Consider the following 16,896-nt stretch of genomic DNA (forward strand, 5'->3'; position numbering starts at 1 on the left):
GTGAAAAAGCGCGTTACCAGATAGCAAGTGTCGATCTCCAAAAACCGCGTAGCGCCTTCACTTCATCCTTCATCCTTTTGTTTCCTCCTCTGCGGCCCTCCGCGTTCTCGGCGCCCTCTGCGTTTAATCTGCCGCAGTTTCTCGGGACGATGCACGGCTACAGTTTAAGTTAAAATGCTATAACTACCCTCCAACGACCTTGAAATGGCGGACCATCATCCCGAGCCGAATGCCGACAGCCACCGCCAAGGCACCGCCCAATACCAAGGCCACGGCGGTGGGAAAATGCGGAGGGTGTGATTGAAAGTGGTGCCGGTGATCAGGCAGCTTTGCGGTCCTGCCAGAAGGATTCCCATAGTTGGTTGGCGCGGATGATGCGCAGTTGGGCGAGAGCATGCGCGTTGTGGGACAACCAAGCGCTGCCCGGCTTTTTGAGGCGAGCTTGCAGGACGTGTTTGTGTCCGGACTCGATCAAGCCTGAGCCGATCGGTAGTTCGCGAGCCAGCGCTTTCGGGTAATCGAGGTATGGCCGGCGCCTGGAGAGATAGCCATGAGCGCTCCGCACCGGAGCTTCCTCGTCTGGGACGGTGGCCGGCTCGAGGTCGGCGGCCAAAGACGCGAGCACCTTGTCCGCCGCACCCCGGCGCAACCGCTGCTGCTGGGTATGCAGCCACCTCCGCGGGGCCTGGGGGCGGCAGGATTCGGCGGCCGCGGCCAGATATTCACTGACGTGAAAGAAGTCGATGAGCAGCTCGGCTTGATCACCAAACGCCTCCTGGCATTGCCGACGGATCCAGTCCGCACCATCGGCCACCACATGCAGCCGGGCATTCAGCGACCAGCCGGCGTCACGCGCACAATGTCCCCAGCGCCGTCCGGTTTCCTCCACCGTCAGGAATCCCGCCGCATACGTCGTGTCGACACGACCATGGGCTCGCGCTGCGCTCAGGCGCATTTCCTTCCATTCACGCGGACGTGCTTGGGTGCGTTTGCGTCCCTCAGGCACCGTGCAGATCATGGTCCCATCAGCCTGCGCTACGATATACTCCGGCCCCGTCTTGGGCAGCACACGGAAGTTCTCGCGATAGTGAGCTTCCAACTGGGTCACCGCACGCGCCGCCTGTTGCAAGGTCGCGTCGCGCACGGCCGTCGCATTCAATTCGAACCCGTAATGTTCCTTGAGGCGCTGGCCGCATTGCCGAAAGGAATGCTCCGCGCCAAAATCGCTCAAGACCCGCTGTAAACGTCGGGACTTGCCACGGGCCGTGATGGCCGTCCGGCCCAAAAAGGGTCGCAGATAGCTCTGCCCTGGAGCCTGCCAAATCCGCTCCTGCAGGCAGACCGCTCCAAAGCTGCACCACCAACTCAGGGTCTTTTTTTTCGCACTCTCGCCCTTGGCGTCTTTTGCCGAAGATCCTCCGCCGCTTGCTCTTCGGCGCTCTGCGCCCAAGCCTGCATCGCCTTGTTCCCCAAGCGCCGCACTTCGGCGACCAACCACTCCTCAATCTGGTCCGCCGTGCCGCTCGGGGATTCCGTCAGGTCCAGAATCGCTTCAAATCGCTCCAGCAATTCAGGGTGACTGCGCAGTTTCTCCAACAATTGTTTCTCCCGCTGGGGATCGGACGACTGGCCATGAGTTGTTTGCATGGACGATCACATTTAAGCACCTGCACGCAAAAGTACACATCATTGTCAGGATGCCCAACCAGCTGGCACCACTTTCAATCACACCCAAATGCGGAGGAGTCAGCTGATTGGCATACACCACCAGCAGGTGCAGGATGAGCATGAACACGGCTTCCAGGCAGGCGACCCACAAGCAAAAATGGAACAAGATGGCGTCCACTTCGCCGCGACGTTCCGGGGTCAGCCAATAGTCGCGATTGGGGATCTTGAACGTCACCCGGGTGGCGGGCAGGAAGCGCACGACGTAGCCGATGGCGATGAGAAAACAAAAGGCCAGGCCCCACGCCAATGGAGGGAGTGAAACCAGCAGGTAGCGATGAGGGTGACATCCAGGCGTCGGGCCCGCCCCGTGAATATCGAAGTGGCTGGCCACGCGTTGTTGCGCGAGAAAGGCGTTTACGATGAGGGCCGCCGCGATCGCCATCTTCAAGCCGGTCATTTTGACCGTTCCTTTTGCGACGGCCAGGGTGGATGTCGCGGCGAGCGCCCCTTTGGCCAGGGCCGCGGCGGTGACGGTTTGCGCGAGAGTGGCCGGGGCGGCTTGCGCGGCGTTCGTGGAAATTGCCACGATGAGCGCTGTTGCGGAAAGAGCGACGCCGCGCCGGGTGAAAAACGAGCGTAGTTTTTCTACTGCGCGGGTCACGCGTTTCTTGGCTGCATCTTCGCTCGCGCCCAAGGCAGCACCCACTTGTTGCATACTGCATCCATCGAAAAAGCGCAGCACGATCGCGTCGCGATCCGTTGTCCCCAGTCCCGCCATCGCTTCATCCAACATTGGTTCGATCCTGGGCCAGGCGTCGGGTTCCGGTTCATTCAATCGTGTTTGCATATGAGCTTCCTGTTCCCGGTGGGCGCGCCGGATTTCGCTGCGGACCAAGGTCGTGGCCATCAGTCGCGCCGTTTGATACAGCCAGCCGGAGAGGATGACGTTTTTCCCCATGGTCGGGGATTTTTGCGCAAGGAGGACGAACACCGTCTGCGTGATTTCCTCGGCGTGATGCGGATTGCGCGTGTGGCGCAACGCCACGGAGTAGACCTTGTTGACATGTCGCGCGACGAGTTGGGCAAAGGCTTCCTCGGAATGGTGCTGGACGTATTCGTCGAGCAGGGCGTGGTCATCTGGATCTTGCATTTGCAGGTAAATGTCGCCGAACCCCGGAAGGGGACATTTTTTTAACGAGTCGTGCCGATCGAGGGAAGCCCGTGGATGCACACTGACGGAACACGGGAAGAGCGAACTGACTTTCAGGTGAAGCAGGATTTTCGTGCGCCGCGTCGCGCATTTGATATGCATGCGGGCTCATTTCCTCCCATCCATGACCCCATCCCCCATCTCCCGTCGTTTGTTTCTGAAAGCTTCCGCCGTGCTTACGGGTGGCCTGGCATCGGTGCTGAAGGTGTCGGCGAACGCTGCCGCCGCCAAGGCGCCGCTCATCGCTTACGTCGGCACGTACAGCTCTCCGCTGCCGATCATTCGCCCCGGACAGGTCGACCTGCCGGCAGGGAATGGCAAAGGCATCCATTGGTTCACCGTGAATCGCGAGACGGGCGCCATGGCGCCGCTCGGCGTGTTCGAATCGCAGACGAGCCCGAACTGTCTCGCCATCAGTGCCGATGGGACTCGTTTGTACGCCGGCAACGAAACGGAGAAGCTGCAGGACAACGAAGCGGGCTCGGTCAGTTCCTTTGCCATCGATCGGGCAACGGGCAATCTGACTTTGCTGAATACCGTCAGTTCCGGCGGGGCGGGTCCGGCGCACATTAGCATTCATCCCTCCGGCAAGTTCCTGCTGGTCGCCAATTACTTCGGCGGCTCCGTCGCGGTGCTACCGATTTTGCCGGACGGCAAGCTTGGTCCGGCGAGCGACTTCAAGCAGGACGAGGGAACGCCCGGGCCGAAGAAGGCCACGAGTGCGCCTCCCGGCAGTTTTGCGGTCAGCGGTCACGATCAAGTCCACGCGCACATGATCATCGGCGATCCGTCCGGTCGGTTCGTCGTCTCGTCGGATTTGGGATTGGACCAACTCCTCATTTGGAAATTCGACGATAAGGCGGGCAAGCTCACCGCGAACGATCCCGCCTCGATCTCCTTGCCGCCCGGCGATGGCCCGCGCCACTTCGGATTCCATCCCAAGAAGAATTGGTTCTATTGCGTTCAGGAGGAGGGCTCGACCGTCGTCTTTTTCGAATACGACCCGGAAAAGGGGCGGCTCACTGCGAAGCAGACCATCCCCAGCGTGCCGGCGGGTTTTGCCGGCAGTAATTTCACTTCCGAACTGATGGTGTCGCCCGATGGGCGCTTCGTCTACGTGCAGAACCGACTGCACGACACCACTGCTTGTTTCGCCATCAACCAGAAAACCGGCCAGCTCACCTTCGTTGCCGAGGAATGGACGCGCGGGGACTATCCGCGCAGTTTCAATTTCGACCCGACCGGGAATTTCCTCTACTCCTGCAACCAGCGCGGCGACGCGGTGGCCGTCTTCCGCATCGATCACAAAACCGGCAAGCTGAGCTTTACCGGCTACATTACGCCGGTCGGCAATCCTTCGAGCATCGTCTTCACCGATCTAGCCAAGCCGAAATAAACTCGCGCTTGAAACGCCGGCGTCCGCGGGTACGGATGCGCTGCAATGCAAGTCATGTCCCAATCCGCAACGCCCAGGCCTTTCCTCCTGCGGTTCGGCGAATTCATTCGCTTCAGCCATACCATCTTCGCGCTCCCCTTTGCCCTGGTCGCGATGCTGGTCGCGGGGCAGGGACATGTGCCGTGGCGGATCTTCGGCTGGATCCTCGTCTGCATGATCACCGCGCGCACGGCGGCGATGTGCTTCAATCGCCTTGTGGATTGGGAGATCGACAAGGAGAACCCACGCACCAAAGCGCGGCACACGCTCATCGGGAAATCGACCGGATGGCTGATCTTTGGTCTCTCGGTCGCCGTTCTCCTTTTCGCGACGTGGAAGCTGAATCCACTCTGCTTCTACCTGAGCCCGGTGATGCTGGTGATCATTCATTTCTATTCGCTGACCAAACGCTTCTCCGCCTACTCGCATTTCTTCCTTGGCCTCGCTTTGTCGGTGGCGCCGATGGGAGCCTGGGCCGCGGTGCAGGGGACCTTGCTGACGTTCACGCCCTACGTTCTCGCGGCGGCGGTGCTGTGCTGGGTTTTCGGGTTCGATCTCATCTACGCGACGCTCGACGTGGATTTCGATCGCCGGAAGGGCTTGTTCAGCTTCCCCGCACGGTACGGCGTGGCCGCGTCGTTGCGCACGGCGAAGATCCTGCACATCGTCGCCGCGCTGGCCTTTTTCGTCTTCGGTTGGCTGGGAAATCTCGGGCCGTTTTATTGGGCGGCCTGGGCCATCGTCCTGATTGCCCTGGTCTGGGAGCATCGTCTGGCCAACCCCGATAATCCTGCGTCGATCAATGCGGCCTTTTTCAATGTGAATGCTGTGGTCAGCATGTGCCTGCTGGCGGGGGTGTTGCTTAATTATTACGCGGGCGTGAGACTCGGATGAATCCGTTTCCCCTATGAGAATCCTCATCGTCGAAGATGATCGAAAAGTGGGCCAGTTCATCGAGCGCGGCCTCTCGGAGGTCGCGTATTCCGGCACCCTCGTGCGCACCTGCGCGGAGGCCCGGGATACGCTGGCGGACAGCCCGTACGACGCGATCGTCCTCGATCTCGGTTTACCGGATGGCGACGGCTTGCAACTGCTGCGCGATTGGCGGTCATCCGGATTCAATGAGCCGGTCTTGATCCTCAGCGCGCGCGATGCCTTGCAGGACAAGGTCAAGGGACTGAACCTCGGGGCCGATGACTATCTCGCCAAGCCGTTCAGTCTCGAGGAATTGATCGCGCGCATCCGCTCCCTGCTTCGCCGCCAGGGCGGCAAGAAAACCACCGTCTTCGAGCATCGGGCAATCAAGCTCGACCTGCTCGCCCGCACGGTGGAAGTGGAGGGCAAACGCATCGATCTCACGGCCCGGGAATTCTCTCTTCTCGAGTTGTTCATGCAGAATCAAGGGCGTGTGCTGACCCGCACGATGATCGCGGAGAAGGTGTGGGATTCGCACTCGGACCTGGATACGAATCTCCTCGATGTTTACATGCGGCGCCTGCGCAAAAAACTGGAGTCCACCCCGGACAAGCAGTACTTCAAGACCCTGCGCGGAGTCGGTTACGAGATGATATGATGCGGTCGCTCGGTTCCCGGCTCACCTATTGGTATGTCCTGGTGGTTTCGGTGACGGTCATCGTCGCCCTGCTCGTGGGTTGGTGGATGCTGCGGCGGCAGTTGATCCACGGCATGGACCTGCTGAACGCCGCGGAATTCGAAGAGCTTTCCAATCGTCTCGTCGGAAAGAACAAACACGATCCGGATGCCGAGGGAATGCGCCGGATCGCGGCCCATTCCAAGATCGATGCCCCGCTCTATTTCTTCCAGCTTAGCAAGAGCGGGGGAGAGGTGATCTTTCGTTCCGCAAATATGGGGGAGGCAGTGCTCCCGCCGAATCCGCCGGGGGTCGTGAATGTGAGCCGAAACGTGCCGCTTTTGAAGGATATGCGGATCAGCGAATTCCCGCTCGGGAAGATGCGCATGCAAATCGCCGCGAGCATGCGCGATGAGCGCCATCTGCTGGGCGGCTATTTTCAGGTGAGCCTCGGGATGTTGGGCGTCGTCATCGTGCTGAGCGTCTTCTTCGGCTACCGCCTCAGCCGTCTGGCGCTCGATCCGGTCCGGCGTATTCAGCGGACCGCGCGGAGGATCAGCGCCGAAAACATGGCCGAGCGCATTTCAGCGGATCCCGGCAAGGATGAAATTGCCGACTTGTCGCGTCTGCTGAATGAAATGTTCGATCGGCTGGAAGTCTCCTTCGACCGGCTCTGGAGATTTGCCGCCGACGCCTCGCACGAGCTGAAGACACCATTGTCGCTCATCAGGCTGCAATCGGAAAAGCTGCTTCTGCAGGGCAATCTTTCGGGGGCGCAGCAGGAGGCGGTGCAACAGCAACTCGAGAGCATCACGCACCTGGATTCCATCATCGAGAAGCTGCTCTTCCTGGCGAAGTCGGAAGTCGGCGCCATCACGCTCAATCTCAAACGCCAGAGCACGCTGGCGTTGCTCAACTCGGTGATCGAGGATGCGCAAGCGCTCTGCGACGAGGCGCGCGTGGAATTCCAATCGGGCGAGCTGCAGGACTGCCAGGCGAACTTCGATGCCACCCTGCTGCGCCAGGTGATTTTGAATCTGCTGACCAATGCGTTGAACGTTGCGCCGCCCGGCGGGCAGATCCGGATTTCTTCGACCGCCGCAGACGGTCGCTGGCGGGTGGCCATCGAAGACACGGGCCCGGGTCTTCCCGCCGATCGGATTGAAGATGTCTTTCAGCCCTTCGTGCGTGTGGCCCACGGGGGCACGGGCGACGCGCCCAAAGGGACCGGGCTCGGCCTCGCGATTTGCCGAAGCATCATCGATCTCCACAAAGGCACGATCCGCGCCGAGAATCGCTCCCCCGGCTTGCGGGTCGTTTTCGAAATCAACCTCGCCGAAGCGGCGTTGGAGAAGGCCGTCGCGTAGAGAAGGTTTACGAATCGCCTGTGGCGAAGTGTTTGGTGACAGCGTCTTGATGTGGCAGCCCTTTCTAAGCATTACCCACATCATGGAGCTATGTTCGGATATCGATACGGATAGTGCCCTGGGAGCGGCGACCTTTCCAGTCGCCGACCGAATCCAACGCGCGTAGCGCCATTTTTTGGGGCGTCGCTCCGCGACGCAGGGCGACTGGAAAGTCGCCCCCTCCCCCAGTGGGCCATGGTCGAACTCCTCGCTGTTCCTAAAACGGACAAAGAGATGTGGGTAACGTTTGGGTTGTGTTTACGAATGGAGCTGAGCGACGCGTCACGCAAGGGTCCTTGGTCTGTCCCCTTAAAACCGCGCGCTATTTGGCGGCGTACTCCGCCGGCAGGATGAAGGTGAAACGATAACTCGTCTTCACGTTCGTTCCTACCGTTAGGAAAGCCTGGCGGATTTGTGGGAGACCGTATTTGAGTGTGTCCAGGACCGTGTTCCCGCTGACGATGAGCCGGTCCTTTTCGCGCCAGCCTTGAGCCGTGCCGGCGACCGCCTGTTTGACGCCGTTGAGCGTGAGCGTGCCCGCCACCTGAAATCTCGCCGGGTGGGCGGCGTCCGCCTTTTGTCCGTCCCCTTCGATCGGTTTCACGCTTTCCAACGTGAAGGTGGCCTCTGGATGCGCATCGATCTTCAGCCATTCCCACATCTTCTTGTCGCGATCGTTATTGAACGTCGTTAGCGCCGCGGTTTTGAAGTGCAGCGTGGCCCTCTGCACCGGAGGGTTCGCGCCGGACTCGAGCGTGGCGCTCCCGGTGAAATTGCGCGCTTCACCGTGAAAGCTGTGCATGAACGCATCTCCGACAAAGGCCAGGCTGCTCGCCCTGGCATCCAGTGGCAACGTCTGGCCGGCGGCGAGCGATGTCGCGCTGCAGCCAAGCAGGACGCCGCAAACGATCGTGAGCAGAAAATGACGAAACGAAGAAGGAGACGCGGGCATATTGGGGACGAGCTCCTGGTAATGGGGTTGGTGCCTGATTCGAAACAGTAATGAAATCCGGTCGCGTCCATCATTTAGTTGGAAGGCGCGGGCAACCACTCTTTGCATTTCGCCCGAAGCACGGGCATTGTCGCGCGCCCTCTGCGGGTGCCAACCCTTCCCATTCATGTCCGCCGATCCGAGCATCACTCTTCCGCCGCTCTCTCCCTCCCCAGAGATTCCGCCATTGCCGGAGAAGAGCCCGGTTTCCCGTTCTCGCTGGGCCGTGCATCTGGTCATCATGGCGTCGCTGCCGATCATTGCCGGCTTTGCGGGCAAGGCCAGCAGAGGGGAAGGGCCGGCACTGACGGATAACGTGCGCGGCCTGCTCTTCGTGACCGGTTACGAGGTGCTTTTCTTCGCGGTGATCTTTGGGCTGGCGTGGTTGTTTTCCCGGGCCACGCGCGACGATCTCCTGCTGCGCTGGCGGCCGGGCTACTGGGTGGTGCCGCTCGGGGCTCTCTACTCGGTGGCGATTCGCCTGGCCGTCGGGGTCATCGCCCTCATCGCTGCTTCCATCTTCATGGTCATCACCCGGCCCTCGATGTCCGCCGTCCAGAACTTTGCGCAGGCCAACCGGCCGAAAGTGGAAGCATTGGTCGACTTCAACGCGCTCTCGCATAATCCGGTTTATTTCTGGCTCACCCTGGCTCTCGTCAGCCCGGTGGTCGGCGGCTTGCGGGAGGAACTCTGGCGCTCCTCTTTCCTCGCGGGCCTGCGGTCGATCTGGCCGCGGACGTTTGCATCGGAGCGGGGAGGCTATTTCGGTGCGGCGGTGGCTGCGCTCTTTTTCGGTCTCGGTCACTACCCGCAGGGCTGGCTCGCCATGGGCATGATCACCATCGTGGGCTTTCTTCTGGGCGTGATCATGACCGTGCATCGTTCCATCTGGCCGGCCGCCGTGGCTCACGGTTTGTTCGATGCGACCAGTGTCGCGATGCTGCCTTTTGCTCTGCACCAGATGAAATAGGCCACCGCGGATCGAGCGCCTCAGCGGCGAGGTGCACCCGAAAGCTGCAATCCACAACTCAGGGAAGCTGTGACGTTGAATAGACCTGTCATGGCACACGCTACGCACCCCGTGGGCTGCGAAACCGCATAAATTGGGCATCCGCCGTCGATTGAACATTGACCGTTAGTTCACGCGCGTTAACCTCGACCGTTCCATGAGTTCGCTGAACAAAAAGTTCCCGCGCTTGTTGCCCGAGCCGATTCGCAAGGGCATGAAAGTCGCGGACCTGATCGACACGTCTTTCAAAGCATACAACGGCGGACGCCTCGCCGAAGCCTGCCGCCTTTTCACTCAAAAGATGATCGCCGGTAACGGCACCGTGGGCATGTCGCTCACCGGCGCGCTCACCCCGGCTGGTCTCGGCCGCGCGGCGATCGTGCCGCTGATGAAGGCGGGCTTTGTCGACTGGATCATCTCCACCGGCGCGAATCTCTACCACGACCTGCACTACGGGCTGGGCATGCATCTCTACGCCGGCTCGCCGTTTCTCAACGACGTAGACCTCCGTCGCGACGGCGTCATTCGGATCTACGACGTGCTTTTCGACTACGATGTGCTGCTCGATACCGACGCCTTCGTCCGCCAGGTCATCCAGGGATCGGAGTTCCAGCACACCATGGCCACGGATGAATTTCACTACCTGCTCGGCAAGTATGTCTACGAGCGGGAGAAAAAATTGAAGATCAAGGAGACCAGCGTGCTGAGTGCTGCGTATCAATATGGCGTGCCCATTTTCACCAGCTCTCCCGGCGACAGTTCCATCGGCATGAATGTGGCCGCGATGGCCTTGCGCGACTCGAAGCTGCTCATCGACGTGAACCGCGATGTCAACCAGACGGCGGCCATCGTCTATGCCGCGAAGTCGAGCGGTTCGACTTCGAGCGTCTTCATCCTCGGCGGCGGCTCACCGAAAAATTTCATGCTCCAGACCGAGCCGCAGATCCAGGAAGTCATGGGCATCGAGGAACGCGGCCACGATTACTTCCTGCAGTGCACCGATGCGCGGCCCGATACCGGCGGCCTCAGCGGTGCCACCCCTGGCGAAGCGGTCAGTTGGGGCAAGATCGATCCGGAGAATCTGCCGGATTGCGTGGTCTGCTACGCGGACTCGACGATCACCCTGCCGCTCATCACCGCCTATGCGCTCAGCAAGGCCGCGCCGCGCAAGCTCAAGCGGCTTTACACGAAGCGCGACGCCCTCTACGCCGACCTGCGCGCCCAGTATTTCAAGCATGGAAAGGTGGAGAAGATCGAACACCGCACCGATCTCAGCAAGCCGAAGCGCGGCCGCTCCGGCCGATCGGTGGTAGGAACCTCTCGCAATGGCAAGACGACCTGACGCACGCGCGCTCCTCTTCGAAAAAATCCGCACATCCCCGAAGAAGTTTGTGCATGTGCGGGGTGTGCCTTACACCGTCGCCGTCGAGGAGAACGAAGACCCGCTCAAGGTCGACCACGTTTATCTCAATGTGGAAGTGCCGCCCTTTGGCCGGTTGCGCGTAGCGATCAATACCTGTTCGCGCCTGTGCCGGGAAGCGGGCTTCGACCCGCGGGTGCGGGTGGGGATCATTCGCTCGACTTACACGGAAAAACCCATGCCCAGCCTGGAGGAATGTGCAGGGCTCGATTACGCGAAGCAGGAGGAAAAGCATGGGGTGCAATATGAGATCTACGAGAAGGAGGCCTTGCAGGAGATGCTCGTGACGAAAATGAAAGCCGCCATTCGCGCGGAAATCTGGGGCGAACTTTACGCCCGCGACCACTTGGGCATTCACCAGATCCATGCCCGCAGTGCGAGCAAGGCCGTCCCCGAGGGCGTGCCGAATCGTGACGGTGCACTGAAGCTTTACTACCCGCAGGACAGCGCCACCGAGGCATTCCTCTTCAAGTTCGACGGGCAGGCGTAGACGAGGGCAACGCCTCGTTAGCAGATACCTAATGAATTAGTGACACGAGCGGTTGATGAGGGAAGATGCCGCGCCCGTGAGAAGCAGCTTTGCAAAATCCGCGCGGCGTCACTAGAACTTTCCCCCAAGTCTATGCGCACCCTCCGCCACAACAGTCCCGGCTTCAAATCGTCCCTCAATTCGCTGAAACGCAGCGCCGAGGCGCATCCCCAGGTCCGCAAGACCGTGCAGGACGTCCTCGAGGCGATCCGGACGGAAGGGGATTCCGCGCTCCTGGAATTCACCGAACGTTTCGGCGGCCCGCGTCTGACGGCCAAACAATTGCGCGTGACCGGCAAGCCAAAGGTCGATGCCGAGACGAAGGAAGCCGTCGCCACGGCGCACGCCAACGTGCTCGCCTTCGCCCGCAAGAGCTTGCGTGAAAACTGGACGATGAAGAACGCGCAAGGTGGCCTCGTGGGCGAGCGCTTCGATCCCTTTAAGCGCGTCGGAATTTATGTCCCGGGCGGCACCGCACCCCTCGTCTCCACCGCGGTCATGACCGTGACCCCTCGCCGCTGCCGCCGGCGTGCCGGAGATCGTGGTCACCACGCCGTCCGATGGGGAAGGCAAGGTGAATGAAGCGCTGCACTTTGCGCTCGAGCACTGCGGCGCCACGGAGATTTATCGCGTGGGCGGCGCGCAGGCCATTGGCGTCCTCGCCCATGGCACCGAGACGGTCAAGCCGGTGCAGAAAATCTTCGGTCCTGGTAACGCCTACGTCGTCGAGGCCAAGCGCCAGGTCTTCGGCCACGTCGCCATCGATCTCCTTCCCGGGCCGAGCGAGATCCTCGTTCTCGCCGATGCCAGCGCCGAAGCCGCGTGGGTCGCCGCCGATCTCCTCGCGCAAGCCGAGCACGGCAAAGGCAGCTCGATCCTCTTCGTCACGAATTCGTCCAAGCTCCTCAAGGACGTGGAAAAGAAAATCGAACAGCAGCTCCAGACGCTGAGCCGGCAGGAGCACCTCGCCGGAGTGCTGGAAAACGGTTGCACGCTCATCCTCGTCAAGTCGCTGCAGGATGGCATCGAGATCGCGAATGATTTTGCACCCGAGCACATCGCAATCATCGCCAAGGACGAGGACAAAATCGCCGCGCGGATTCACACTGCGGGTGCCATCTTCCTCGGCGGTTACTCGCCCGTGGCCGCGGGCGATTTCCTCGCCGGTCCGAGCCATACGCTGCCCACCGGCGGCGCGGGCAAGGCGTTCCCCGGCCTCACCGTCGATATGTTCCAGCGCCGCACCAGCCTGGTGAATTTCGACGCGAAGTCGCTCAAGAAATCGCTCCAGACCATCGCCAAATTCAGCGAGATCGAAGGCCTCGATGCTCACGGCCGTTCGGCCGCGATCCGCTTCGAGTAAGAATTCGTTTCATCGATCTTCGGATGCACAAGGCGATCCTGCCTCTCATCGCCCTGCTTTGCTGCCTGGCGGGATGCGTGACGGAGTCAAGTTCCTCGGCGCCGGAGGCGTGGCATGTTGATTTGCGCTACGCCTTCGATCACGAGCGCGTGGTGGTGTCGGCCAATGGCCGGCAGGTCTTCTCCGGTAGCGTCACGACCAATGACGGCACCGGCCTCGCGAAAGGCATCTCGATTCGCAATCAATGGGACCTCCTTCATCTTCGGATTGAGGTCCCGTCGACCGGCATCGTGCTCGAGAGAACCCTCGATGCGCGGCAGGGGCGGTTTGTCGGCGTCACCAAGCAATTCGACGGAGAGCTTTCCATGGATCAGCAGACGACGGATTTCTCGCGCAATTGAGCGCGGTGCGGTGCGGTGAGCGAGCGTTGATCCTATCGGAAAAAGTGTGCTCCGGCGGCATTTCGTGTATGCAGCTCCGCGGAATCCCCGAACATGAACTTCCCGTCTCTCCTTCGGTATGTCGTCATCATTGCGCTCCTTTGCGGATGCGATGTCCGCAGTCTCCATCCCAGCCTTCAGGGCGACGGCATTGGCAAAACGGATTATCGGCAGATTTCGAACTTTACCGAGGTGGAGATCGATGGCGCCTACCAGGTGCAATGGGCGAGCGGCCCGGCCTCGCTGACCATCACCGGCGACGAGAATCTTCTTCCGAACATCAAGAGCGAGGTGATGGGCAGTACCTTGAAGATTCGTTCGGAGAGTTCGTTCCAGTCGAGGCATGGCATCAAAATCGCGCTCCACAGCAGCGCGCTCGTCCGCGTTCAACTCCACGGCGCAGTGAACCTCACAGCCCAGCGAATCTCCGCGACCAACTTCGCTGTCGTGTCGGAAGGCGCATCCACCGTCCAGGTCGATGGCAACGTGACGAACCTCATCGTGGAGTTCAACGGCGCCAGCCGCTTCAACGCTCCTGCTTTGAATTCCAAATCGGCCGACATCACCCTCACCGGAGCCTCGAACGCCGACATCGCGGTCAAGGATACGTTAAAAGCCACCATCTCCGGCGCCGCCACGCTCACCTATTCGGGCCTGCCAACGACTGTGGAAAAGCAAACCAGCGGCGTCAGCAGTATCCACCATAAATAGACAGACGCTTTCTCTTTCACGGCCATCAGCATGTGAACTTCGAGAGCACCGTCGGCGGCACGCGAGTGATCGGGACCTATGGGCACCGCTTCTTCGTCATCCCCGATTAACCTGTTGCGTCGAGTTGCGAGCACCCTGGCCAGGCATGGAGCCGCGCGAGGTTTCCCCGTGCAGTCCGCGAAAATCCCCATACGCTGAATGATTGCCGGAAGACCGGGAAGGCATTACCTTCCCGCCCGGTTAATTGCCCCACAAGATGCCGCAATCGGAGAAATTTGAGCATTACGAGCTCCTGAAAAACCAGGACGGTTCTTTCGCGGAATTGGGCCATGGAGCCATGGGGGTGACGTACAAGGCCTTCGATACCAGCCTGCGTTGCACTGTCGCCTTGAAGGTCATCAGCGCGGCGCATCTCGATGATCCGACGGCGCACGAACGTTTCCTGCGCGAGGCGCGCGGCGCGGCGCAGTTACGGCACCGCAATGTGGCCTCGGTGTTTCATCTCGGAACCTCCGGCGACTCCTTTTTCTACGCGATGGAATTCATCGAGGGCGAAACAGTGGATGCACGGGTAAAGCGGGAAGGACCGCTCCCGGCATTAGTCGCGCTCGATATCGCCAGCCAGGTGGCCGCAGCCCTCATCGCGGCGGCAAAGCAGGGACTCATTCATCGCGACATCAAGCCCTCGAATATCATGTTGGTGCTCGAGGATGACGGCGAGTTGATCGCCAAGGTCATCGACTTCGGCCTCGTGAAAAGTGCGCTCGTCAGCTCCTCAGCCGGCGCGCTCACCTCCAGCGGCTTCGTCGGCACACCGTACTTTGCCAGTCCCGAGCAGCTCGACCAGCGCTCGGAGGATATCCGGTCGGACATCTATTCCCTCGGCGTTACGCTTTGGTTCATGCTCACGGGCAAGCCGACGTTCATGGGTTCCGTGGCCAGCGTCATCGCCCAGCATCTCGACAAGCCGCCGGCTTTCGAAACGCTTGCCGTGCTGCCGACTCCGGCGGTGAATGTCCTGCGCAAGATGCTGGAGAAAGACGTGGACGCGCGCATCCAGTCGCCGCAGGAACTGCGGGCGGAGCTCAAGCGCGCGATCGAAATCATGCAGGATGTCGGGCGTGCGCCCGAGCAACAGCCGGCGACGATGACCTTCGACGAGGCGTCGAAGACTCTCGGCCTGACCACGCCCCCCGCAGCACAGCCACAGCCGCATGCGGGATCGGTCTTGAGCTCGCGGTATCAATTGATCGACGACCTCGACCCCGCACATCCCGGCCGCAATTTCCACGCGGAGGACATCACGCAAAAACGGCGCGTGCGGGTAAAGATCGTCCAATGCCAGGCCGCGGCGTTTTCCGCGATGCGTGAGCAGGCCGCACAGGTGGAAGGTACGGTGCATCCCAATTTCATTTCTGTGCTCGCCGTCGAGCGCACCGGTTCGCTGGGCTATGTCGTCTCGGAATGGCTCGAGGGCTTTTCCTTGTGCGACCTGTTGCGCGCGCGGCGCGAACTGACCCTCCGGGAAACGCTCTCGCTGCTCAGCCAGATCGCGCCGGCGGTCGATGCGGCTCGGGACCTCGGCGTCCGCCTTGCGCTGGAGTTGCGCGATGTGCTGATTCATTTTCCCGAAGGCTTCGAGGAGCCCAACGAACAGGTGATCCTGCGCTGCCCGATCGCCGAGTGGCCGGTCTTCGTCGTGAAGCTCGATCCCCTCGGCGGGCTCGACGAAATCGACGAACTCAATGGCAGCGCCGAGCGCACCATGATCGGTGCACGTGATTCGATGCGCCCGATGGCGATCGCTCAACTGGCCTCCATTGCCTATGAATTGCTCGGCGGCAAGCCGGGCGCCTCGGGCCCACTGGCCAATGTCTCCGAGGAGGGTAATCTGGTTTTGCGTGCCGCCTTGAGCCGGTACGATCACTTTACCTCGGCGCACGATTTCGTCTCGCAGATCAGCGCGACGACGGACCACACGATGCGCGCGACGCAACCCATGGCGCCGCTGGATCCGGCGAGCGCCGCGGCCGCGGTGCCGGTCCCACGTTCGGCCCCGCCGGTGGAAAAAACTTTGCCGCCCGTTCCGGCTCGTTCCGGCCCGCCCTCGAGCCGCGTCAAGCCCCCGGTCCGCCTCAGCGAGGCCGATACCGCCCGCCCGCGTCCGTCGACAAACTATTGGCCGGTGATCGGCGGTGTCGGTGGGTTGGTTGCCGTGCTGGTGGGCGGCGCGTTCTTTTTCTCCAACGGTAAAAATGCATCGCAGAACCCTTCAGCGACGCCAGCATTGACGCCGACGAACAGTCCGGCGGCCATCGCGCCGCGCCAGCCGCCGCAGCCGGGTCGCCCTTGGAAAAACGGTCTCGGCATGACTTACGTGCCGCTTGGTCCCATCTGGTTCGCCGCGACCGAGACCCGCGTGCGCGACTTTGCGGCCTTCGTCCAGGAGACGAATTATGATGCTGTCGGCGGCATGGATTCGCTCCAAAAGGATGGCTACAAAGATCACGGTCATAGCTGGAAGGATCCTGGCTTCAAGCAATCGCCCGAGCATCCGGTCGTTGGCATCTCGCGTGAGGACGCGAACTTTTTCTGCAAGTGGCTCACTGACAAAGAGCGCTCGGCTGGCGCCCTCACCGCGGCGCAATTCTATCGTCTGCCCACCGATCGTGAATGGAGCGAGGCGGTCGGGTTGCCTGCTGAGACGGGAGCGACGCCCGAGGAGCGCAGCGGCAGGATCAAGAACCTCTATCCGTGGGGCCACATGTTTCCGCCGCCGGAAGATGCCGGCAACTACGCAGGCTCCGAGTCGACGGCCGGAGCGCCGTCGAAGTGGCCGGTCATTCCAAACTATCACGATCCATTTCCGCGGACCGGGCCGGTGCCCGTGTCGGCGGCCAATGAGCGCGGCATCTACGACCTGGGCGGCAACGTCTGGCAATGGTGCGGAGATTCCTTCGGGAAGAGCAATCCGCGCTGGGGCGTATTGCGCGGCGGTTCTTGGTCTACTTCGCGCCCCGAAGAAATGCTCTCATCGTATCGCAAGGATCTGGACCCAACCTTCCGGGAGGATAATGTCGGCTTCCGCTGCGTGATTGCGACCGACGCTGGTATTCGCTGAGT

15 protein-coding genes are annotated in these 16,896 nt (G+C 61.2%); 12 read left to right on the forward strand and 3 right to left on the reverse strand.

What is annotated here, in order from left to right; translation table 11 throughout:
• Positions 1–319: 319 nt before the first annotated feature.
• Together CFE428DRAFT_RS08935 and CFE428DRAFT_RS08945 are read right to left on the reverse strand one after the other, a co-directional pair.
• Complete coding sequence (locus CFE428DRAFT_RS08935; RefSeq protein ID WP_006978742.1) at positions 320–1,231, reverse strand: UPF0236 family transposase-like protein; 912 nt, start codon at positions 1,229–1,231, stop codon at positions 320–322.
• Positions 1,232–1,570: 339 nt separating this feature from the next.
• Positions 1,571–2,980, reverse strand: coding sequence for an RNA polymerase sigma factor (locus CFE428DRAFT_RS08945; protein ID WP_006979186.1), 1,410 nt, complete (start codon positions 2,978–2,980; stop codon positions 1,571–1,573).
• A 22-nt stretch (positions 2,981–3,002) separates the two neighbouring features.
• Here CFE428DRAFT_RS08945 and CFE428DRAFT_RS08950 point away from each other — a divergent pair, with 22 nt between their 5' ends.
• Genes CFE428DRAFT_RS08950 through CFE428DRAFT_RS08965 form a run of 4 tightly spaced genes read left to right on the forward strand, consistent with a single transcriptional unit; the run spans position 3,003 to position 7,271 of the window.
• Positions 3,003–4,274, forward strand: coding sequence for a lactonase family protein (locus CFE428DRAFT_RS08950; RefSeq protein ID WP_006979187.1), 1,272 nt, complete (start codon positions 3,003–3,005; stop codon positions 4,272–4,274).
• A 54-nt stretch (positions 4,275–4,328) separates the two neighbouring features.
• Positions 4,329–5,207, forward strand: coding sequence for a UbiA-like polyprenyltransferase (locus CFE428DRAFT_RS08955; protein ID WP_042724715.1), 879 nt, complete (start codon positions 4,329–4,331; stop codon positions 5,205–5,207).
• 13 nt (positions 5,208–5,220) lie between these two features.
• Positions 5,221–5,886, forward strand: a complete 666-nt coding sequence (locus CFE428DRAFT_RS08960; RefSeq protein WP_006979189.1) for a response regulator transcription factor — start codon at positions 5,221–5,223, stop codon at positions 5,884–5,886.
• Entirely contained in the window at positions 5,883–7,271 is a 1,389-nt protein-coding gene (locus tag CFE428DRAFT_RS08965) for a HAMP domain-containing sensor histidine kinase (RefSeq protein ID WP_006979190.1), read from the forward strand. Before CFE428DRAFT_RS08960 ends, CFE428DRAFT_RS08965 begins: the two co-directional genes overlap by 4 nt.
• A gap of 361 nt (positions 7,272–7,632) precedes the next feature.
• Here CFE428DRAFT_RS08965 and CFE428DRAFT_RS08970 read toward each other — a convergent pair whose 3' ends face one another.
• A complete protein-coding gene (locus tag CFE428DRAFT_RS08970) occupies positions 7,633–8,262 on the reverse strand; it encodes a YceI family protein (protein ID WP_006979192.1) in 630 nt (209 codons plus the stop codon).
• A gap of 166 nt (positions 8,263–8,428) precedes the next feature.
• On the opposite strand from CFE428DRAFT_RS08970, the gene CFE428DRAFT_RS08975 reads away from it, so the two are divergent.
• The 8 genes from CFE428DRAFT_RS08975 (at position 8,429) to CFE428DRAFT_RS33310 (ending at position 16,894) form a co-directional block, all read left to right on the forward strand.
• A complete protein-coding gene (locus CFE428DRAFT_RS08975) occupies positions 8,429–9,271 on the forward strand; it encodes a CPBP family intramembrane glutamic endopeptidase (protein WP_006979193.1) in 843 nt (280 codons plus the stop codon).
• Between the two features lie 196 nt (positions 9,272–9,467).
• Positions 9,468–10,652 (forward strand): homospermidine biosynthesis protein, encoded by a 1,185-nt coding sequence (locus tag CFE428DRAFT_RS08980; protein ID WP_006979194.1) that lies wholly within the window; start codon positions 9,468–9,470, stop codon positions 10,650–10,652.
• Positions 10,636–11,220, forward strand: coding sequence for a DUF2278 family protein (locus CFE428DRAFT_RS08985; protein WP_006979195.1), 585 nt, complete (start codon positions 10,636–10,638; stop codon positions 11,218–11,220). Before CFE428DRAFT_RS08980 ends, CFE428DRAFT_RS08985 begins: the two co-directional genes overlap by 17 nt.
• 132 nt (positions 11,221–11,352) lie before the next feature.
• Positions 11,353–11,841, forward strand: coding sequence for a histidinol dehydrogenase (locus CFE428DRAFT_RS40365; RefSeq protein WP_006979196.1), 489 nt, complete (start codon positions 11,353–11,355; stop codon positions 11,839–11,841).
• A complete protein-coding gene (gene hisD, locus CFE428DRAFT_RS08990) occupies positions 11,789–12,622 on the forward strand; it encodes a histidinol dehydrogenase (RefSeq protein ID WP_006979197.1) in 834 nt (277 codons plus the stop codon). The genes CFE428DRAFT_RS40365 and hisD overlap by 53 nt, the downstream gene beginning before the upstream one ends.
• Positions 12,623–12,645: 23 nt before the next feature.
• Positions 12,646–13,023 (forward strand): hypothetical protein, encoded by a 378-nt coding sequence (locus CFE428DRAFT_RS08995; RefSeq protein WP_006979198.1) that lies wholly within the window; start codon positions 12,646–12,648, stop codon positions 13,021–13,023.
• 93 nt (positions 13,024–13,116) lie between these two features.
• Positions 13,117–13,773 carry a GIN domain-containing protein gene (locus tag CFE428DRAFT_RS09000; protein ID WP_006979199.1) on the forward strand — a complete coding sequence of 219 codons (657 nt, stop codon included), beginning with the start codon at positions 13,117–13,119 and terminating at the stop codon, positions 13,771–13,773.
• 256 nt (positions 13,774–14,029) lie between these two features.
• On the forward strand, positions 14,030–16,894 hold the full coding sequence (locus CFE428DRAFT_RS33310; RefSeq protein ID WP_006979200.1) for a protein kinase domain-containing protein: 2,865 nt from the start codon (positions 14,030–14,032) through the stop codon (positions 16,892–16,894).
• The last annotated feature ends 2 nt before the right edge of the window (positions 16,895–16,896 follow it).

The organism is Chthoniobacter flavus Ellin428 (assembly GCF_000173075.1).
In the GTDB taxonomy this organism is placed as follows: Bacteria; Verrucomicrobiota; Verrucomicrobiia; order Chthoniobacterales; family Chthoniobacteraceae; genus Chthoniobacter; species Chthoniobacter flavus.